The organism is Streptomyces sp. enrichment culture, from assembly GCF_964273145.1.
In the GTDB taxonomy this organism is placed as follows: domain Bacteria; phylum Actinomycetota; class Actinomycetes; order Streptomycetales; family Streptomycetaceae; genus Streptomyces.
In genome coordinates, this window is the sequence record NZ_OZ186873.1 from 3196370 (window position 1) to 3211128 (window position 14759).

General features: G+C 70.7%; 14 protein-coding genes and 1 tRNA gene. 7 read left to right on the forward strand and 8 right to left on the reverse strand.

What is annotated here, in order from left to right; translation table 11 throughout:
- The first annotated feature begins 2 nt into the window (after nt 1-2).
- The 3 genes from ACSU6Z_RS14405 to pknB all read left to right on the forward strand — a co-directional run bounded on the left by ACSU6Z_RS14405 (nt 3) and on the right by pknB (nt 5207).
- Complete coding sequence (locus tag ACSU6Z_RS14405) at nt 3-1457, forward strand: FtsW/RodA/SpoVE family cell cycle protein (protein WP_437045851.1); 1455 nt, start codon at nt 3-5, stop codon at nt 1455-1457.
- Nucleotides 1454-2926: a peptidoglycan D,D-transpeptidase FtsI family protein gene (locus tag ACSU6Z_RS14410; RefSeq protein ID WP_437045853.1), complete on the forward strand. Its 1473-nt coding sequence runs from the start codon at nt 1454-1456 to the stop codon at nt 2924-2926. The genes ACSU6Z_RS14405 and ACSU6Z_RS14410 overlap by 4 nt, the downstream gene beginning before the upstream one ends.
- Before the next feature lie 250 nt (nt 2927-3176).
- Nucleotides 3177-5207, forward strand: a complete 2031-nt coding sequence (pknB, locus tag ACSU6Z_RS14415; RefSeq protein WP_437045854.1) for a Stk1 family PASTA domain-containing Ser/Thr kinase — start codon at nt 3177-3179, stop codon at nt 5205-5207.
- Between the two features lie 87 nt (nt 5208-5294).
- Here the strand turns inward: pknB and ACSU6Z_RS14420 are convergent, their stop codons facing one another.
- From ACSU6Z_RS14420 to ACSU6Z_RS14440, 5 genes are all read right to left on the reverse strand, one after another.
- Entirely contained in the window at nt 5295-6053 is a 759-nt protein-coding gene (locus tag ACSU6Z_RS14420; protein WP_437045856.1) for a class E sortase, read from the reverse strand.
- 13 nt (nt 6054-6066) lie between these two features.
- Nucleotides 6067-7251 (reverse strand): class E sortase, encoded by a 1185-nt coding sequence (locus ACSU6Z_RS14425; RefSeq protein WP_437045858.1) that lies wholly within the window; start codon nt 7249-7251, stop codon nt 6067-6069.
- Entirely contained in the window at nt 7248-7886 is a 639-nt protein-coding gene (locus tag ACSU6Z_RS14430) for an aminodeoxychorismate/anthranilate synthase component II (RefSeq protein ID WP_437045860.1), read from the reverse strand. The genes ACSU6Z_RS14425 and ACSU6Z_RS14430 overlap by 4 nt, the downstream gene beginning before the upstream one ends.
- Nucleotides 7883-8080: a hypothetical protein gene (locus ACSU6Z_RS14435; RefSeq protein WP_358781665.1), complete on the reverse strand. Its 198-nt coding sequence runs from the start codon at nt 8078-8080 to the stop codon at nt 7883-7885. Before ACSU6Z_RS14435 ends, ACSU6Z_RS14430 begins: the two co-directional genes overlap by 4 nt.
- Before the next feature lie 77 nt (nt 8081-8157).
- On the reverse strand, nt 8158-8937 hold the full coding sequence (locus tag ACSU6Z_RS14440; RefSeq protein ID WP_437045862.1) for a DUF881 domain-containing protein: 780 nt from the start codon (nt 8935-8937) through the stop codon (nt 8158-8160).
- Nucleotides 8938-9088: 151 nt separating this feature from the next.
- Between ACSU6Z_RS14440 and crgA the strand changes: the two genes are divergently transcribed.
- Nucleotides 9089-9343, forward strand: coding sequence for a cell division protein CrgA (crgA, locus tag ACSU6Z_RS14445; RefSeq protein ID WP_437045864.1), 255 nt, complete (start codon nt 9089-9091; stop codon nt 9341-9343).
- Between the two features lie 254 nt (nt 9344-9597).
- Here the strand turns inward: crgA and ACSU6Z_RS14450 are convergent, their stop codons facing one another.
- Together ACSU6Z_RS14450 and ACSU6Z_RS14455 are read right to left on the reverse strand one after the other, a co-directional pair.
- Entirely contained in the window at nt 9598-10509 is a 912-nt protein-coding gene (locus ACSU6Z_RS14450) for a rhomboid family intramembrane serine protease (protein ID WP_437045866.1), read from the reverse strand.
- Nucleotides 10510-10599: 90 nt separating this feature from the next.
- Complete coding sequence (locus tag ACSU6Z_RS14455) at nt 10600-11133, reverse strand: peptidylprolyl isomerase (RefSeq protein WP_437045868.1); 534 nt, start codon at nt 11131-11133, stop codon at nt 10600-10602.
- A gap of 385 nt (nt 11134-11518) precedes the next feature.
- Here ACSU6Z_RS14455 and ACSU6Z_RS14460 point away from each other — a divergent pair, with 385 nt between their 5' ends.
- Nucleotides 11519-12232, forward strand: a complete 714-nt coding sequence (locus tag ACSU6Z_RS14460; protein ID WP_437045869.1) for a DUF5324 family protein — start codon at nt 11519-11521, stop codon at nt 12230-12232.
- A gap of 182 nt (nt 12233-12414) precedes the next feature.
- Here the strand turns inward: ACSU6Z_RS14460 and ACSU6Z_RS14465 are convergent.
- Nucleotides 12415-12487, reverse strand: a tRNA-Ala gene (locus ACSU6Z_RS14465).
- A 181-nt stretch (nt 12488-12668) separates the two neighbouring features.
- On the opposite strand from ACSU6Z_RS14465, the gene ACSU6Z_RS14470 reads away from it, so the two are divergent.
- Entirely contained in the window at nt 12669-13217 is a 549-nt protein-coding gene (locus ACSU6Z_RS14470; protein ID WP_437045871.1) for a helix-turn-helix domain-containing protein, read from the forward strand.
- 209 nt (nt 13218-13426) lie between these two features.
- Nucleotides 13427-14746 carry a serine/threonine-protein kinase gene (locus ACSU6Z_RS14475; protein ID WP_437045873.1) on the forward strand — a complete coding sequence of 440 codons (1320 nt, stop codon included), beginning with the start codon at nt 13427-13429 and terminating at the stop codon, nt 14744-14746.
- Nucleotides 14747-14759 lie beyond the last annotated feature (13 nt).

The following is a 14759-nucleotide window of genomic DNA, read 5'->3' on the forward strand; positions in this document are numbered from 1 at the left end:
CGATGAGCAGTACGAACGCATCGCACTCGCCGACGCACCACACGTCCACGATCGGCGCGGTCGGCGCGCCCAGCCGCCGCAACACCGAGCTCGCGCTGCTGGTGTTCTCCGTCGTCATCCCGGTCTTCGCCTACGCCAACGTGGGTCTGGCCATGGAAGGCTCGGTGCCGTCCGGGCTCCTGAGCTACGGCCTGGGCCTCGGTCTGCTGGCCGGCGTCGCCCATCTCGTCGTACGGAAGTTCGCCCCGTACGCGGACCCGCTGCTGCTGCCGCTGGCCACGCTGCTGAACGGGCTCGGGCTGGTCGCCATCTGGCGGCTGGACCAGTCCGAACTGCTGCAGTCACTGCCCACCTTCGTCACGGCCGCGCCCCGGCAGCTGCTGTACACCGCGCTGGGCATCGCCCTGTTCATCGTGGTGCTGATCTTCCTGAAGGACCACCGTGTCCTCCAGCGCTACACCTACATCTCGATGTTCGTCGCCTTGGTGCTGCTGATCCTGCCGCTGGTGCCGGGCCTGGGCACGGACGTCTTCGGTGCGAAGATCTGGATCAAGATCCCCGGCCTGGGCACCCTCCAGCCCGGCGAGTTCGCGAAGATCGTCCTCGCTGTCTTCTTCGCCGGCTACCTGATGGTGAAGCGGGACGCGCTGGCCCTCGCCAGCCGCCGCTTCATGGGCCTGTATCTGCCGCGCGGCCGCGACCTCGGTCCGATCCTGGTCGTCTGGGCGATCTCGATCCTCATCCTGGTCTTCGAGACCGACCTCGGCACCTCGCTGCTGTTCTTCGGCATGTTCGTGATCATGCTGTACGTCGCCACCGAGCGGACCAGCTGGATCGTCTTCGGTCTGCTGATGTCCGCGGCGGGCGCCGTCGGCGTGGCGAGCTTCGAACCCCACATCCAGACCCGTGTCCAGGCCTGGCTCGACCCGATGCGCGAGTATGAGCTCAGCCGCGCCGGCGTCAAAGACGGCGTCCTCCACTCCGAGCAGGCGATGCAGGCCCTGTGGGCGTTCGGCTCCGGCGGCACCCTCGGCACGGGCTGGGGGCAGGGCCACTCCGACCTGATCCGGTTCGCCGCCAACTCCGACTTCATCCTCGCCACGTTCGGCGAGGAACTCGGCCTGGCGGGCATCATGGCGATCCTGCTGATCTACGGCCTGATCGTGGAGCGCGGCGTGCGCACCGCCCTCGCCGCCCGCGACCCCTTCGGCAAGCTGCTCGCCATCGGCCTGTCCGGCGCCTTCGCGCTCCAGGTCTTCGTGGTGGCCGGCGGTGTGATGGGCCTCATCCCGCTGACCGGTATGACGATGCCGTTCCTGGCGTACGGCGGTTCGTCCGTCCTGGCCAACTGGGCCCTGATCGGCGTCCTGCTGCGCATCAGCGACACCGCCCGCCGCCCCGCCCCCGCCCCCGCCACCAACCCCGACGCCGAGATGACCCAGGTGGTCCGACCGTGAACAAACCCCTGCGCCGCATCGCGATCTTCTGCGGCCTCCTGGTCCTCACCCTGCTCATCCGGGACAACTGGCTCCAGTACGTCAAGGCCGACGAGCTGAGGACCGACGAGAACAACCGCCGCGTCGCCATCGCCCGCTACGCCACCCCGCGCGGTGACATCATCGTCGACGGCAAGGCGATCACCGGGCACGCGACGACCGAGGGCGACTTCAAGTACAAGCGCACCTACAAGGACGGCGCGATGTGGGCGCCGGTGACCGGGTACGTCTCGCAGGTCTACGGCGCCACCCAGCTGGAGGCCATCGACGACGCCATCCTCACCGGCAACGACGACCGGCTCTTCTTCCGCAACACCCTCGACATGCTCACGGGCAAGCCGAAGGAGGGCGGCAACGTCGTCACCACCCTCAACGCCGCCGCGCAGAAGGCCGCCTACGACGGCCTGAAGGCGCAGGGGGGCAAGGGCGCCGTGGTCGCCCTGGAGCCGTCCACCGGCAAGATCCTGGCGCTGGCCTCCTTCCCGTCGTACGACCCGTCGACGATCGCGGGCGACGGCGCCTCGGACGGCGAGGCGTGGAAGAAGCTTCAGAAGGAGAACAACCCGGACGATCCGATGCTGAACCGGGCGCTGCGCGAGATCTACCCACCCGGCTCCACCTTCAAGGTGGTCACCGCGGCGGCGGCCCTGGAGCACGGGAAGTACGGAAGCGCGGACGAGAAGACCGACACCCCGCTTCCGTGGATCATGCCGGGCACCACGACCCCGCTGAAGAACGAGGGCAACATCCCCTGCAAGGACGCCACCTTGCGGGTCGCCCTCCAGTACTCCTGCAACACCGTCTTCGGCAAGATCGGCGCCGACCTCGGCAAGGAGAAGATGCTGGAGACGGCCAAGAAGTTCGGCTTCACCGAGGAGCAGTTCACGCCGGTGCGCGCCACCGCGTCGGTCTTCTCCGACGACATGAACGCGTCGCAGACCGCGCTCTCCTCGATCGGCCAGTTCAACACGGCCGCCACGCCGCTGCAGATGGCCATGGTCGCCTCGGCCGTCGCCAACAACGGCACGCTGATGAAGCCGTACATGGTCGACGAGCTCCAGGCCCCGAACCTCGACACCATCGAGAAGACGGAACCCGAGGAGTACAGCAAGCCGCTCTCCCCGGAGAACGCGCAGATCCTGCAGTCGATGATGGAGACCGTCGTCGAGGACGGCACCGGCAAGAACGCGCAGATCCCGAACGTCACCGTCGGCGGCAAGACCGGCACCGCCCAGCACGGCGTCGACAACAGCGAGAACCCCTACGCCTGGTTCATCTCGTACGCCAAGCAGGCCGACGGCAGTTCCCCGGTCGCCGTCGCCGTGGTCATCGAGGACGAGAACGCCAACCGCGGCGACATCTCCGGCGGCGGCCTCGCCGCGCCGATCGCGAAGAGCGTGATGGAGGCCGTCGTCAACGGCAGGAAGTGAGGCCGCTGCGGCGGCCACGGCACGACGCGTGAGCGGGACGCCACGCGGGTCCGGGCGGAAAGCGGCCCGGGCGCGCGTGACTCCGCTCACGTCCGCTTCACATCGGCGCACGTTGCGATACCGGTCCTGTATCAGGTAACCGACTTTGGCCAGGTCACACAAAGCGAGCCGGGTACGGTAGGCCCGGACGGCAGTCTCCGGCCGCACACGCGTGCCGGTCGGGACCGACGGAGAGGGCTGGTAGGTAACCATGGAAGAGCCGCGTCGCCTCGGCGGCCGGTACGAGCTGGGCCAGGTGCTCGGCCGCGGTGGCATGGCGGAGGTCTACCTCGGGCATGACACCCGCCTCGGCCGCACCGTGGCGGTGAAGACGCTGCGCGCGGACCTCGCGCGCGACCCCACCTTCCAGGCCCGGTTCCGCCGGGAGGCCCAGTCTGCCGCCTCGCTCAACCACCCCGCGATCGTCGCGGTCTACGACACGGGCGAGGACTACATCGACGGGGTCTCCATCCCGTACATCGTCATGGAGTACGTCGACGGCTCCACCCTGCGCGAACTGCTGCACAGCGGCCGCAAGCTGCTGCCGGAGCGGGCCATGGAGATGACCGTCGGCATCCTCCAGGGCCTGGAGTACGCCCACCGCAACGGCATCGTCCACCGCGACATCAAACCGGCCAACGTCATGCTGACGCGGGGCGGCCAGGTCAAGGTGATGGACTTCGGCATCGCCCGCGCCATGGGCGACGCCGGCATGACGATGACCCAGACGGCCGCGGTGATCGGCACCGCCCAGTACCTCTCCCCGGAGCAGGCCAAGGGAGAGCAGGTCGACGCCCGGTCCGACCTGTACTCCACCGGCTGCCTGCTCTACGAGCTGCTGACCGTCCGGCCCCCGTTCGTCGGTGACTCCCCGGTCGCGGTCGCCTACCAGCACGTACGGGAGGAGCCGCAGGCGCCGAGCGTCTTCGACCCCGAGATCACGCCCGAGATGGACGCGATCGTGCTGAAGGCCCTGGTCAAGGACCCCGACTACCGCTACCAGTCGGCCGACGAGATGCGCGCCGACATCGAGGCCTGCCTCGACGGCCAGCCGGTCGCCGCCACGGCCGCGATGGGCGCCATGGCCGCGGCGGGCTACGGCGGCTACCCCGACGACCAGCGGACGACGGCCCTGCGCTCCGACGGCGGGCACGGACACTCCACCACGGTCCTGCCCCCGATGAACCCGGACGACGGCGGGTACGGCTACGACGACCGCCCCGGCCGGCGCCGCCAGAAGAAGTCGTCCACCTCCACGGTCCTGCTGGTCCTGGCGGGCGTCCTCGTCCTCGTCGGCGCCATCCTGATCGGCAAGTACGCGGTCGGCGGCAGCGGCACGGACGACCGGGTCGCCGTGCCGGACCTCGTCGGCCAGACGCAGGAGGACGCCACGAAGCGGCTCTCCAACGTCGACCTGAAGCTGGGAACGGTCACGCGCAAGCCCTGCGAGGAGCAACCGCAGGGCAAGGTCTGCGAACAGACCCCGGCGCAGGGCACCGAGGTCGACAAGCAGACCGAGGTCGACCTGGTGGTGTCGACGGGCGCGCCGAAGGTGACGGTGCCGAGCGTGATCGGCCTGAGCCTGGAGGAGGCCCGGTCGAAGCTGGAGGGCGACGACTACCAGCTCAAGGTCGAGACGGAGGAGCGCGAGACCTCGGACACCCCGGGCACCGTCCTGGACCAGGACCCGGTGAAGGGCAAGGAGGTGGAGAAGGGGTCGACGATCACCCTCGTCGTCGCCAAGGCCGTGGCGAAGTCCACGGTGCCGGACGTCATCGGCCAGTCGAGCTGTGAGGCCGCGCAGGCGCAGATGACGGCCAGCGGCCTGGTCGGCACCTGCTCCGAGCAGGAGACCGACGACCCCAACCAGGTCGGCAAGGTCATCTCCACCACGCCGCAGGCCGGCCAGCAGGTCGACAAGGGCTCGTCGGTGCAGATCGTCCTCGGCAAGGCCAAGGAGGTCGAGCAGGTCCAGGTGCCGGGCAACCTGGTGGGCATGTCCCTCAAGGACGCCCGCAAGGCCCTCCAGGACGCGGGCCTGCAGGCCGGCAACGTCACCGGCTCCCAGGACGAGAACGCCCTGGTCGTCAGCTCGGACCCGGCCCCGGGCTCCACGGTCGACAAGGGCGCCGCGGTGAACCTGGTCGCCCTGGGCTCCGCCGGCCAGAGCGGCGGGGACGGCAACAACGGCAACGGCAACGGCAAGGGCGGCTTCATCGGCGGCCTGCGCGGCGACGACTGACACCGCCCCGACGGCAGGAGCCCCGGTCCTTCGGCGAAGGGACCGGGGCTCCGTCGCGGGGGCGCCCGGGAGGCGGGCGCCGTCACCTCACCGCAGTTCCCTCGGGGGCGTCCGCTCGGCGTCCACCTTCTCCACCCGCTCCAGCTCGCCCCAGACGATGTACCGGTACCGGCTCGTGTAGACCGGCGTGCAGGTCGTCAGCGTGATGTAGTGGCCGGCCTTCTTCTTCCCGGACTCCTCGGGGATCCGGGCGAGGACGTCGACGTTGTACTTCGAGGTCTCGGGCAGGGTGGCGTAGACCTTGTAGACGTACCACTCGTCCTTGGTCTCGAAGACGATCGGGTCACCCTTCTCGATCTTGTCGATGCCGTGGAACTTGGCCCCGTGCCCGTCGCGGTGGGCGGCCAGCGAGAAGTTGCCCTTCTCACCCGTCATCGGCAGGGTCGCCTTCACGGGGTCGGTGTAGTAACCGGCCACGCCGTCGTTGAGGACCTTCATCGACGTGCCCTTCTCGACGAGGATCTCGTCCTGCGACATCGAGGGCACGTGCAGGAACCCGATGCCGGCCTTGGTGTCCAGGGCGCCGGGGCCGGTGTCCCTGTCCTGCATCCAGGTGTCGCGGACCTTGTCGGCCTGCCGGTCCGCGGCGTGGTCCGCGACCACGTTCGTCCACCACAGCGAGTAGGCGACGAACAGGCCCAGCACCAGGCCCGCGGTGATGAGGAGTTCGCCGAAGACGCTGACCACCAGGGCGATCCGCCCCCGTCCGCGGCGGCGACGCGCGGGCGGCGCGGTGCCGGGCGCGTCGGTGTGCTCTTCGTGATCCGATTCGGTGGTCGCTGCCACTGGTCATCTGCCCTTAACTGACGAGCGCATCCGGCTTGCCCTTGCTGCGCGGCCGTTCCTCGACCATCTTGCCCCAGACGATCAACCGGTACTTGCTGGTGAACTCCGGTGTGCAGGTGGTGAGCGTGATGTAGCGGCCGGGCCGGGTGAACCCCGACCCCCTGGGGACGGGATCGAGGACGCTGACGTTGGACGGCGACGTCACCGGCAGCATGGAGGCCATCTTGTAGACGAAGTACTTGTCCTGCGTCTCGACGACGATCGCGTCGCCGGGTGACAGGCGGTTGATGTAACGGAACGGTTCACCGTGCGTGTTGCGGTGGCCCGCGAGCCCGAAGTTGCCGGTCCTGTCGTCCGGCATCGCCGTCTTCAGCGGGCCCGAGCCGTAGTGGCCGACCATGCCCCGGTCCAGTACGCCCTTGCTGCTGACGCCCTCGGCGATCGGCACCACCACGTCCAGCTTCGGGATGTGCAGGAGGGCGAAGCCCTGCCCCGGTTCGAAGGCGCCCGGGTTGCGCCTGCCGTCGGCCCAGTCGTCCTGGAGGCTGCTGGCCGCCTTGTCCGCCTGCGCGTGCGCGCGGACGTTCGTCCACCACAGCTGGTAGGTGACGAACAGCAGCATCAGCACGCCGGTCGTGATGAACAGCTCACCGATCACCCGGCTCGCGACCACCCCCGCGCTCGGCTTGCGCGCCCGGGCCCGGCGGCGGGCCTCGACGCGCGACAGGGGCGCCCCGGTCCCGTGCGGGACCTCCGGCTCCTCCGGGGCCCGGGGGCGGGCCGCGCCCCCACGGCGCCCGTGGCGCCCCCTGGCGGCCTTCCGGCGGGCCGCGCGTCCCGCGGGGGGCGGGGCGGCGGGGTCCGGGGACGGAGCGGCGCCGGACGCCGGGCGTACGGCCCCGCCGGAGGGGGCGGACACCCGCAGGGCGACCGTCTCGTCGTCCGCGGGGGGCTGGTACGTCGAGCGCGGGAGCGGCTCCCGGGCCGTGGCGTACGGCTCACCGGCCGCCCGGTACGCCCGCTCCCCCGGCCGGCCGCGGTACGCCCCCTCGGCCGGGGCGTGCGCCCTCCCGCCGGGCCGGCCCTCCCCGAACGCGCCCGGGCCCTCGTACGGCTGCCGCGCGTGCGAGGTGCCCTGGTCGCCGGCGCCGCCGCGGCCGTCCGCGCCGGACTCGCGCTCGGGGCGCAGCGCGGTCACGCCGTGGCCCTGCCCACCACCGGGGCGAGCCCCGCCGACCTCGCCACCGCGCCCTCGTCGCCGCACTCCGCCAGCCAGTTGGCCAGCATCCGGTGACCGTGCTCGGTCAGTACCGACTCCGGGTGGAACTGCACGCCCTCGACGGGCAGTTCGCGGTGGCGCAGGCCCATGACGATGCCGTCCCGGGTGCGGGCCGTGACCTCCAGTTCGTCCGGCACGGTCGCGGGCTCGGCGGCCAGGGAGTGGTAGCGCGTCGCGGTGAAGGGCGAGGGCAGCCCGGTGAAGACGCCCTTGCCCTCGTGCTCCACCGGCGAGGTCTTGCCGTGCAGCAACTGCGGCGCCCGGTCCACCACACCGCCGTACGCCACCTGCATCGACTGCATGCCGAGGCAGACGCCGAAGACGGGCACCCCGGTCGCCGCGCAGTGCCGCACCATGTCGACGCACACGCCGGCCTGCTCGGGTGCCCCCGGGCCCGGCGACAGCAGCACCCCGTCGAAGCCGTCCTGGGCGTGCGCGGTCGACACCTCGTCGTTGCGCAGCACCTCGCACTCGGCGCCCAGCTGGTACAGGTACTGCACCAGGTTGAAGACGAAGCTGTCGTAGTTGTCGACGACGAGAATCCGTGCGCTCACTGGTCGTCCACCGTCACATCGTTGAAGGGCAGCAGGGGTTCGGCCCACGGGAAGACGTACTGGAACAGCCCGTAGACCACGGCCAGCACCAGCACGATCGAGAGCAGCGCCTTCACCCACGCGTTCCCCGGCAGATGCCGCCAGATCCAGCCGTACATGCCGTCCCTTCCGTCGCACCACGGCACCAGACTCACGCCGCACGGGACCAGACTAACGGCGCCGGGCCTCCGATTCCCGGCCTTCGCGGGCCGGCCCGGATCCGGGCGCCGGGTCACGACACGGGCCGGGCGTGGCGCAGGTCGACCGCGCCGGAGTAGCCGGGCAGGGTCACCGTCCCCTCGTCCTCGACCTTCCAGCCGAGGCCGTACACGTTGACGTACACCATGTAGTTCTGGATCGCCGGGGCCTCGGCGAGGGCCCGCTTCAGCCGCTCCGGATCGCCGACCGCCGTGATCTTGTACGGCGGTGAGTAGACGCGGCCCTGGAGGATCAGCGTGTTGCCCACGCACCGCACGGCGCTGGTGGAGATCAGCCGCTGGTCCATGACCTTGATGCCCCGGGCGCCGCCCTGCCACAGGGCGTTCACCACGGCCTGGAGGTCCTGCTGGTGGATCACCAGGTAGTCGGGCTGCGGCTCGGGATAGCCGGGCAGCTTGGCGGTGGCGTTCGGCGGGGCGTCGTCGAGGGTGACGGTGATCGCCTCACCCGTCAGTTTCCGCGTGCCCGCCTTCTTCTCCAGCTCCGCGAGCTTGTCGTCCTCGGCTTTCGTGCTGCCGTCGTCGCGTTCGGCGAGGGATTCGATCTCGTGGCGCAGTGCCGCGTTGAGTTCGTCGAGTCCGGCGTTGTTGCGGCTGCGCTCCTGGATGAGATCGGACAGCTTCAACAAAGAGCTGTCCGTGCGGATATTGGTGCCTTTGGCAGTATTGAAACTGGTGAAGAAAAGGAGTCCCGCGAGGGCGAAGACACCCGCCGTGAGCACCCGCACCGGCCGGAATCGGCGCCTGCGGACAGGGCTGGATCCCGCTGTGGGGGAGTCGGCAGAATTGCTCAACGTACCCTTATCTCCTTCGGCGCCACGGAAGCACTACGCTAACGGACGCCCGGGGGAGCGCTCCTCCGTCCCCTCGCACCGCTTGTACGTTGCCCCGAGCCCGACCCAGTTACCTGCGCGGCCACGCAGCGCATCGACAGGAGAGACCCTCGTGCCGAAGTCACGTATCCGCAAGAAGGCCGACTACACGCCGCCGCCGGCGAAGCAGGCGACCGCCCTCAAGATGGACAGCCGCGCCTGGGTCGCGCCCGTCATGCTGGCCCTGTTCGTCATCGGGCTCGCCTGGATCGTCGTCTTCTACGTCACCGACGGCTCGCTCCCGATCGACAAGCTGGACAACTGGAACATCGTGGTCGGTTTCGGGTTCATCGCCGCCGGATTCGGCGTCTCCACGCAGTGGAAGTAGCGGCCGCCCCGCGCTGAACGCGGCTCCGCACGGAGCCGCCCGCCGAGTTATCCACAGGTTTTCCACATGGGGAAAAGAAATGATGATCTGTGGATAACCGAGCGGGTGACCCGCACCGGCGCAAAGGAACACCTGTAAATCGAAAACACATTCGCCCCCTTCCTGACCTGCGGAAACGCGGGTGAGCGACAGGGGGCACATGTGTTCCCACACCGTATGCACAAGAGTGGCCACACCCTGTGGACAACGGGCGCTCAGGTGAGCTGGCCCGTCCTCAACAGGGACATCACGACGATGACGGCGAGGACCAGCGCACAGGTCCCGTACTGGACGAGCGTCCTCCGCTCGCGCGGGGCGTGCACCATGCCGTAACCGATCAGGACGCCGGCGACGAGGCCGCCGATGTGCGCCTGCCAGGCGATGTTGCTCCAGCCGAAGGTGACGATCAGGTTGATCACCAGCAGGGCGACGACCGGGCGCATGTCCTGGTTGAGCCGGCGCATGAGGACGGCGGTCGCGCCGAACAGGCCGAAGATCGCGCCCGAGGCGCCGAGCGAGGGCTGGTTGGGCGCGGCGATGAGGTACGTCAGCGCGCTTCCGGCCAGTCCGGAGAGGAAGTACAGCGCGAGGTAGCGGGCACGGCCGAGGGCCGCTTCGAGCGGGCCGCCGATCCACCACAGGCTGAGCATGTTGAACAGCACGTGGAAGTAGCCACCGTGCAGGAACATCGAGGTCAGCAGCCGGTACCACTGGCCCTCGGCGACGCCCTCCACGGAGTCCAGCCCGGGGACGTACGCCTGTCCGAGGAGGGTGAAGCGATCGGTGAAGCGGTCGCCGGCGGAGAGCTGGACCAGGAAGAGGGCGAGGTTGACGCCGATGAGCACCTTGGTGACCAGGCGGGGATCGGCGGCGACGGTTCCGCCGGCCAGGGTGCGGGGCCGGGAGGCGTCCGGGGCGTGCCCGGTGCCGGAGCCCGCGCGGACGCAGCCGGGGCACTGGAAGCCGACGGAGGCGTCGACCATGCACTCGGGACAGATCGGCCGCTCGCAGCGGGTGCAGCGGACGCCGGTCTCGCGGTCCGGGTGGCGGTAGCAGGTGGGCAGGGACCGGGCGTCCCTCGAACCGGTGTCCTCCGGGCCGCTCGGGCTGCCGGGCGCCTGATCCATGAGATCCCCTCGGTGTCTGCGGGCAATGCACCGCCCCGCTCATCCATACGGACGAGCGGGGCGTTTGGTTCCCTGCGCTAGGGCTCGGACTCAGCCCTCGCGCGTCTCGATGACGACCGACTCGATGACGACGTCCTTGAGCGGGCGGTCGGTGCGCGGGTTGGTCTGCGTGGTGGCGATGGAGTCCACGACCCTCTGGCTGGCCTCGCCGACGACCTCGCCGAAGATGGTGTGCTTGCGGTTCAGCCACGTCGTCGGGGCGACGGTGATGAAGAACTGCGAGCCGTTGGTGCCCGGGCCGGCGTTGGCCATCGCCAGCAGGTACGGCTTGTCGAAGGACAGGTCCGGGTGGAACTCGTCCTCGAACTTGTAGCCGGGACCACCGGTTCCGTTGCCCAGCGGGTCACCGCCCTGGATCATGAAACCGCTGATCACCCGGTGGAAGACCGTGCCGTCGTAGAGCCTGTCCGTGGACTTCTTGCCGGTTGCCGGGTGGGTCCACTCGCGCTCGCCCTTGGCGAGCTCGACGAAGTTCTTGACCGTCTTGGGGGCGTGGTTCGGCAGGAGCCGGACGTCGATGTCGCCGTGGTTGGTCTTCAAGGTGGCGTAAAGCTGCTCAGCCACGATCTGCCTTCCGTTGTCTTCCTGTGACCCCCTGATCCTCGCACGCCCCGCGCATCACGTCGTCCGGCAGGCGGCCACGCGTCGTCCGGCGGGCGCGCGCAACGGAAATCCGGACGGGAAGTCGCGGGTCGGGGGCGCGGCGCGGCGATCCGTGGCATGGTCGGCGACAAGCACCCGTTGCTCCTTGTTCATCCGTCTTTGCAGTCGATTTGGCAGTCGATCCGCTTCCGACCGCCGCAGACGGTCCGGGGCCACCCGGGTTGACCCGGGGTCCGGACAGGTGACCCGGATGCCCGTCCACGCATGCCCGGCGCCACGGCGGCAGGCATGATCCGTAAAAGGGTGGAAAGTCGAATTACCGTACGCCACCGAGGAGGAGGAACCCGTGACCCGCATCGACAGCGTGCGCGCCGCGACCGGTTCGGCGAAGGACAGCGTGCTGCACGCCGCGGACGTGGTGGCGCCCTACGCCGACACGGCCAAGGAAAGGGCCGCCCACTACGCACACGAGGCGCGCGTACGGCTGGCGCCCAAGGTGTCGCAGGCCACCGAGCAGGCCCTGCTCCAGTACGGCGCGTACGTCGCGCCGCGGCTGGAGGCGGCCCGTGCGCAGGCCCTCGCCCATGTTCCGCCGAAGGTCGACCAGGCCGCCCACGAGGCCGCCGCCCGTGCGCGCAAGGCCGCCCGGCAGGCGGCCGTCCACTCCCGGCCGGTGATCGAGCAGGCGGTGGCCGCGGCCGCCCCCGTCCGGGACGAGGCGACGGCGCGCAGCGCCGCCGCGCTGGCCGCACTGCGGGGACAGGTCTCGGCCCAGGAGATCCAAAAGCTCGTCCGCAAGCGGGAACGGCGGGCGAGGACCGGTCGCGTCGTCAAGGCCCTGGCAATGGTGGGCATCGTCGCGGGTGGCGCCCTCGCCGTCTGGAAGTGGTGGGACAAGCAGGCCAACCCGGACTGGCTGGTGGAGCCGCCGGCGGCCACGGAGGTCCCCGAGACGGGCGGCCTGACCTCGGTCGACGGCACGGGAGAGCCCGTGCTGGACCCGCAGGTCCAGGCGAAGGAGACCGAGGAGGAGTCCGCCGACCGTGACGAGCGGGCCTGAGGCCGTCCGTCCGACTTCGCCGAGGGGTGGAGGACAGCGGTGTCCTCCACCCCTCGGCGTTCGGGCCGTCTCGCGTGAGGATCGGCGTCCGGTTCCCCGCCCGCGGCGGGCGCCCCTGTCGGCTCCCGTGGAAAAAAGACCCCCCTGACTGCGTTTTCGCAGCTCAGGGGGGTCATTTTGAGTGGAGCCTAGGGGAGTCGAACCCCTGACATCTGCCATGCAAAGACAGCGCTCTACCAACTGAGCTAAGGCCCCGGAAAGGAGCGTCCGGCCGGGGGAACCGCGTAACCGGCGGGCGCCGCAGAACAGAGTACCGGGTCTCCCCCCGTATCCCGCAAAAGGATTGGGGGTCCCGGTGGGCGACCACGCTCCGTAAGATGCTCCGCGTGGTTCGCTGGAGCGAACCACCGTTTCGGGGAAGCGATGGGGAGACGCAATGGACGCCGCACAGCAGGAAGCCACCGCGAGAGCGCGGGAACTGCAGCGGAGCTGGTACGGGGAGCCGTTGGGGGCGCTCTTCCGCAGGCTGATCGACGACCTGGGGCTCAACCAGGCTCGTCTCGCGGGGGTACTGGGACTGTCGGCACCGATGCTGTCGCAGCTGATGAGCGGGCAGCGGGCGAAGATCGGCAATCCCGCGGTGGTCCAGCGGGTGCAGCTGCTGCAGGACCTGGCGGGGCAGGTCGCGGACGGCAGCGTGAGCGCGGCCGAGGCAACCGAGCGCATGGAGGAGATCAAGAGGTCCCAGGGGGGCTCGGTGCTCAGCAACACCGCTCAGACGACCAACGGTTCGGGCGCGCCGACGGTCAAGCGGGTGGTCCGCGAGATCCAGTCGCTGCTGCGTTCGGTGGCCGCCGCGGGCGACATCATCGAGGCGGCGGACACCCTCGCCCCGACCCACCCGGAGCTGGCGGAGTTCCTCCGGGTGTACGGCGCCGGCCGCACCTCCGACGCGGTCGCGCACTACCAGTCCCACCAGAGCTGACCCACCGGCCCGGCCGCCGGGGGGCGCCGGGAACCACGTGAGGGGGACGCCGGAATCCGCGCGGGGGGACGCCGCGGACCGAGCGAAGGGGACGCCGCAGACCGCACGGCGGCGCACCGGGGACCGGGCGAAGGGGCGCCGGGGGAGTCGTACCGCCCGTCGCGGGGGAGGCAACAGGGGGAGCCGAGGGGGAGGAGCGACGCGCAGCCATGGGTGAGGTCTTCGCCGGCCGGTACGAGCTGGTCGACCCGATCGGACGGGGTGCGTCCGGTGCCGTCTGGCGCGCCTGGGACCACCGCCGCCGGCGTTATGTGGCCGCCAAGGTACTGCAGCAGAGCGACGCCCACGCGTTGCTGCGCTTCGTCCGCGAGCAGGCGCTGCGCATCGACCACCCCCATGTGCTCGCTCCCACCAGCTGGGCCGCCGACGACGACAAGGTCCTGTTCACCATGGACCTGGTCACCGGCGGTTCGCTGGTCCACCTGGTGGGGGACTACGGCCCCCTGCCGCCGGCCTTCGTCTGCGTCCTGCTCGACCAGCTCCTCGCGGGGCTGGCCGCGGTACACGCGGAGGACGTCGTGCACCGCGACGTCAAGCCCGCCAACGTGCTGCTCGAAGTGACCGGAACGGGCCGGCCGTGGCTGCGGCTGTCCGACTTCGGCATCGCGATGCGGCTGGGTGAGCCTCGGCTGACCGAGGCCGACCTGGTGGTGGGGACGCCCGGTTACCTCGCGCCCGAGCAGGTGCTGGGCGCGGAGCCGGACTTCCCCGCGGACCTGTTCGCCGCCGGTCTGGTCGCCCTCTACCTGCTGGAGGGCGCCCACCCGGACACCGGGGAGCTCGTGCGGTACTTCACCGAGCGCGGGACCCCGGGAGCGCCCCGGGGGATTCCCGAGCCGCTGTGGCAGGTCGTCGCCACGCTTCTGCAACCGGATCCGCGGTCGAGGTTCCGCACGGCCACCGGCGCGCGCAAGGCGCTGGCCGCCGCGGCGGAACTCCTGCCGGAGCCGGGGCCCGACGACGAACTCATCGAGATCTTCGACCAGGTCGGACCGTTGCCACCGGGGTTCGGCCCCGACGGCCCCACCGAGCCGGCCCCGGGCGTGTCGGTGACGGCCGGGACGCGGGCCTCCCGGTCGGTGAGCGGCGAGGTGCCGCCGCGGTCCCCCGGGCACCGGCTGCCCTCCCCGCCCCGGCCCGTGGCCGAGGATGCCCAAACGCCCCCACCGGCACAGGCGCCCCCGTACCCCCGGCGGCAGGCCGCCCACCGGTCCGCGCCACCCCACCCCGCTCCGGTCGCACCGCCACCGCCACCGGCGTCGGCACCGCACGCACGCGCCGACCCCCCTACCGCCGCGTACACCGCCCGGACCGACCCGCGGCCCGCGCCCCCGGACCCGGCGCTCCCCCGGCACCGCGCGGTGCGGCGGCGCCGCCGTACCGGCCCCCCGGCCGAGGTCGCCGTCCCGCTGCTGCTCCTCGCGCTGGTCTGCTACGCGGTGGGCTTCTGGGCGCTGAGCCGGATCTGAACACCTCGCGGCG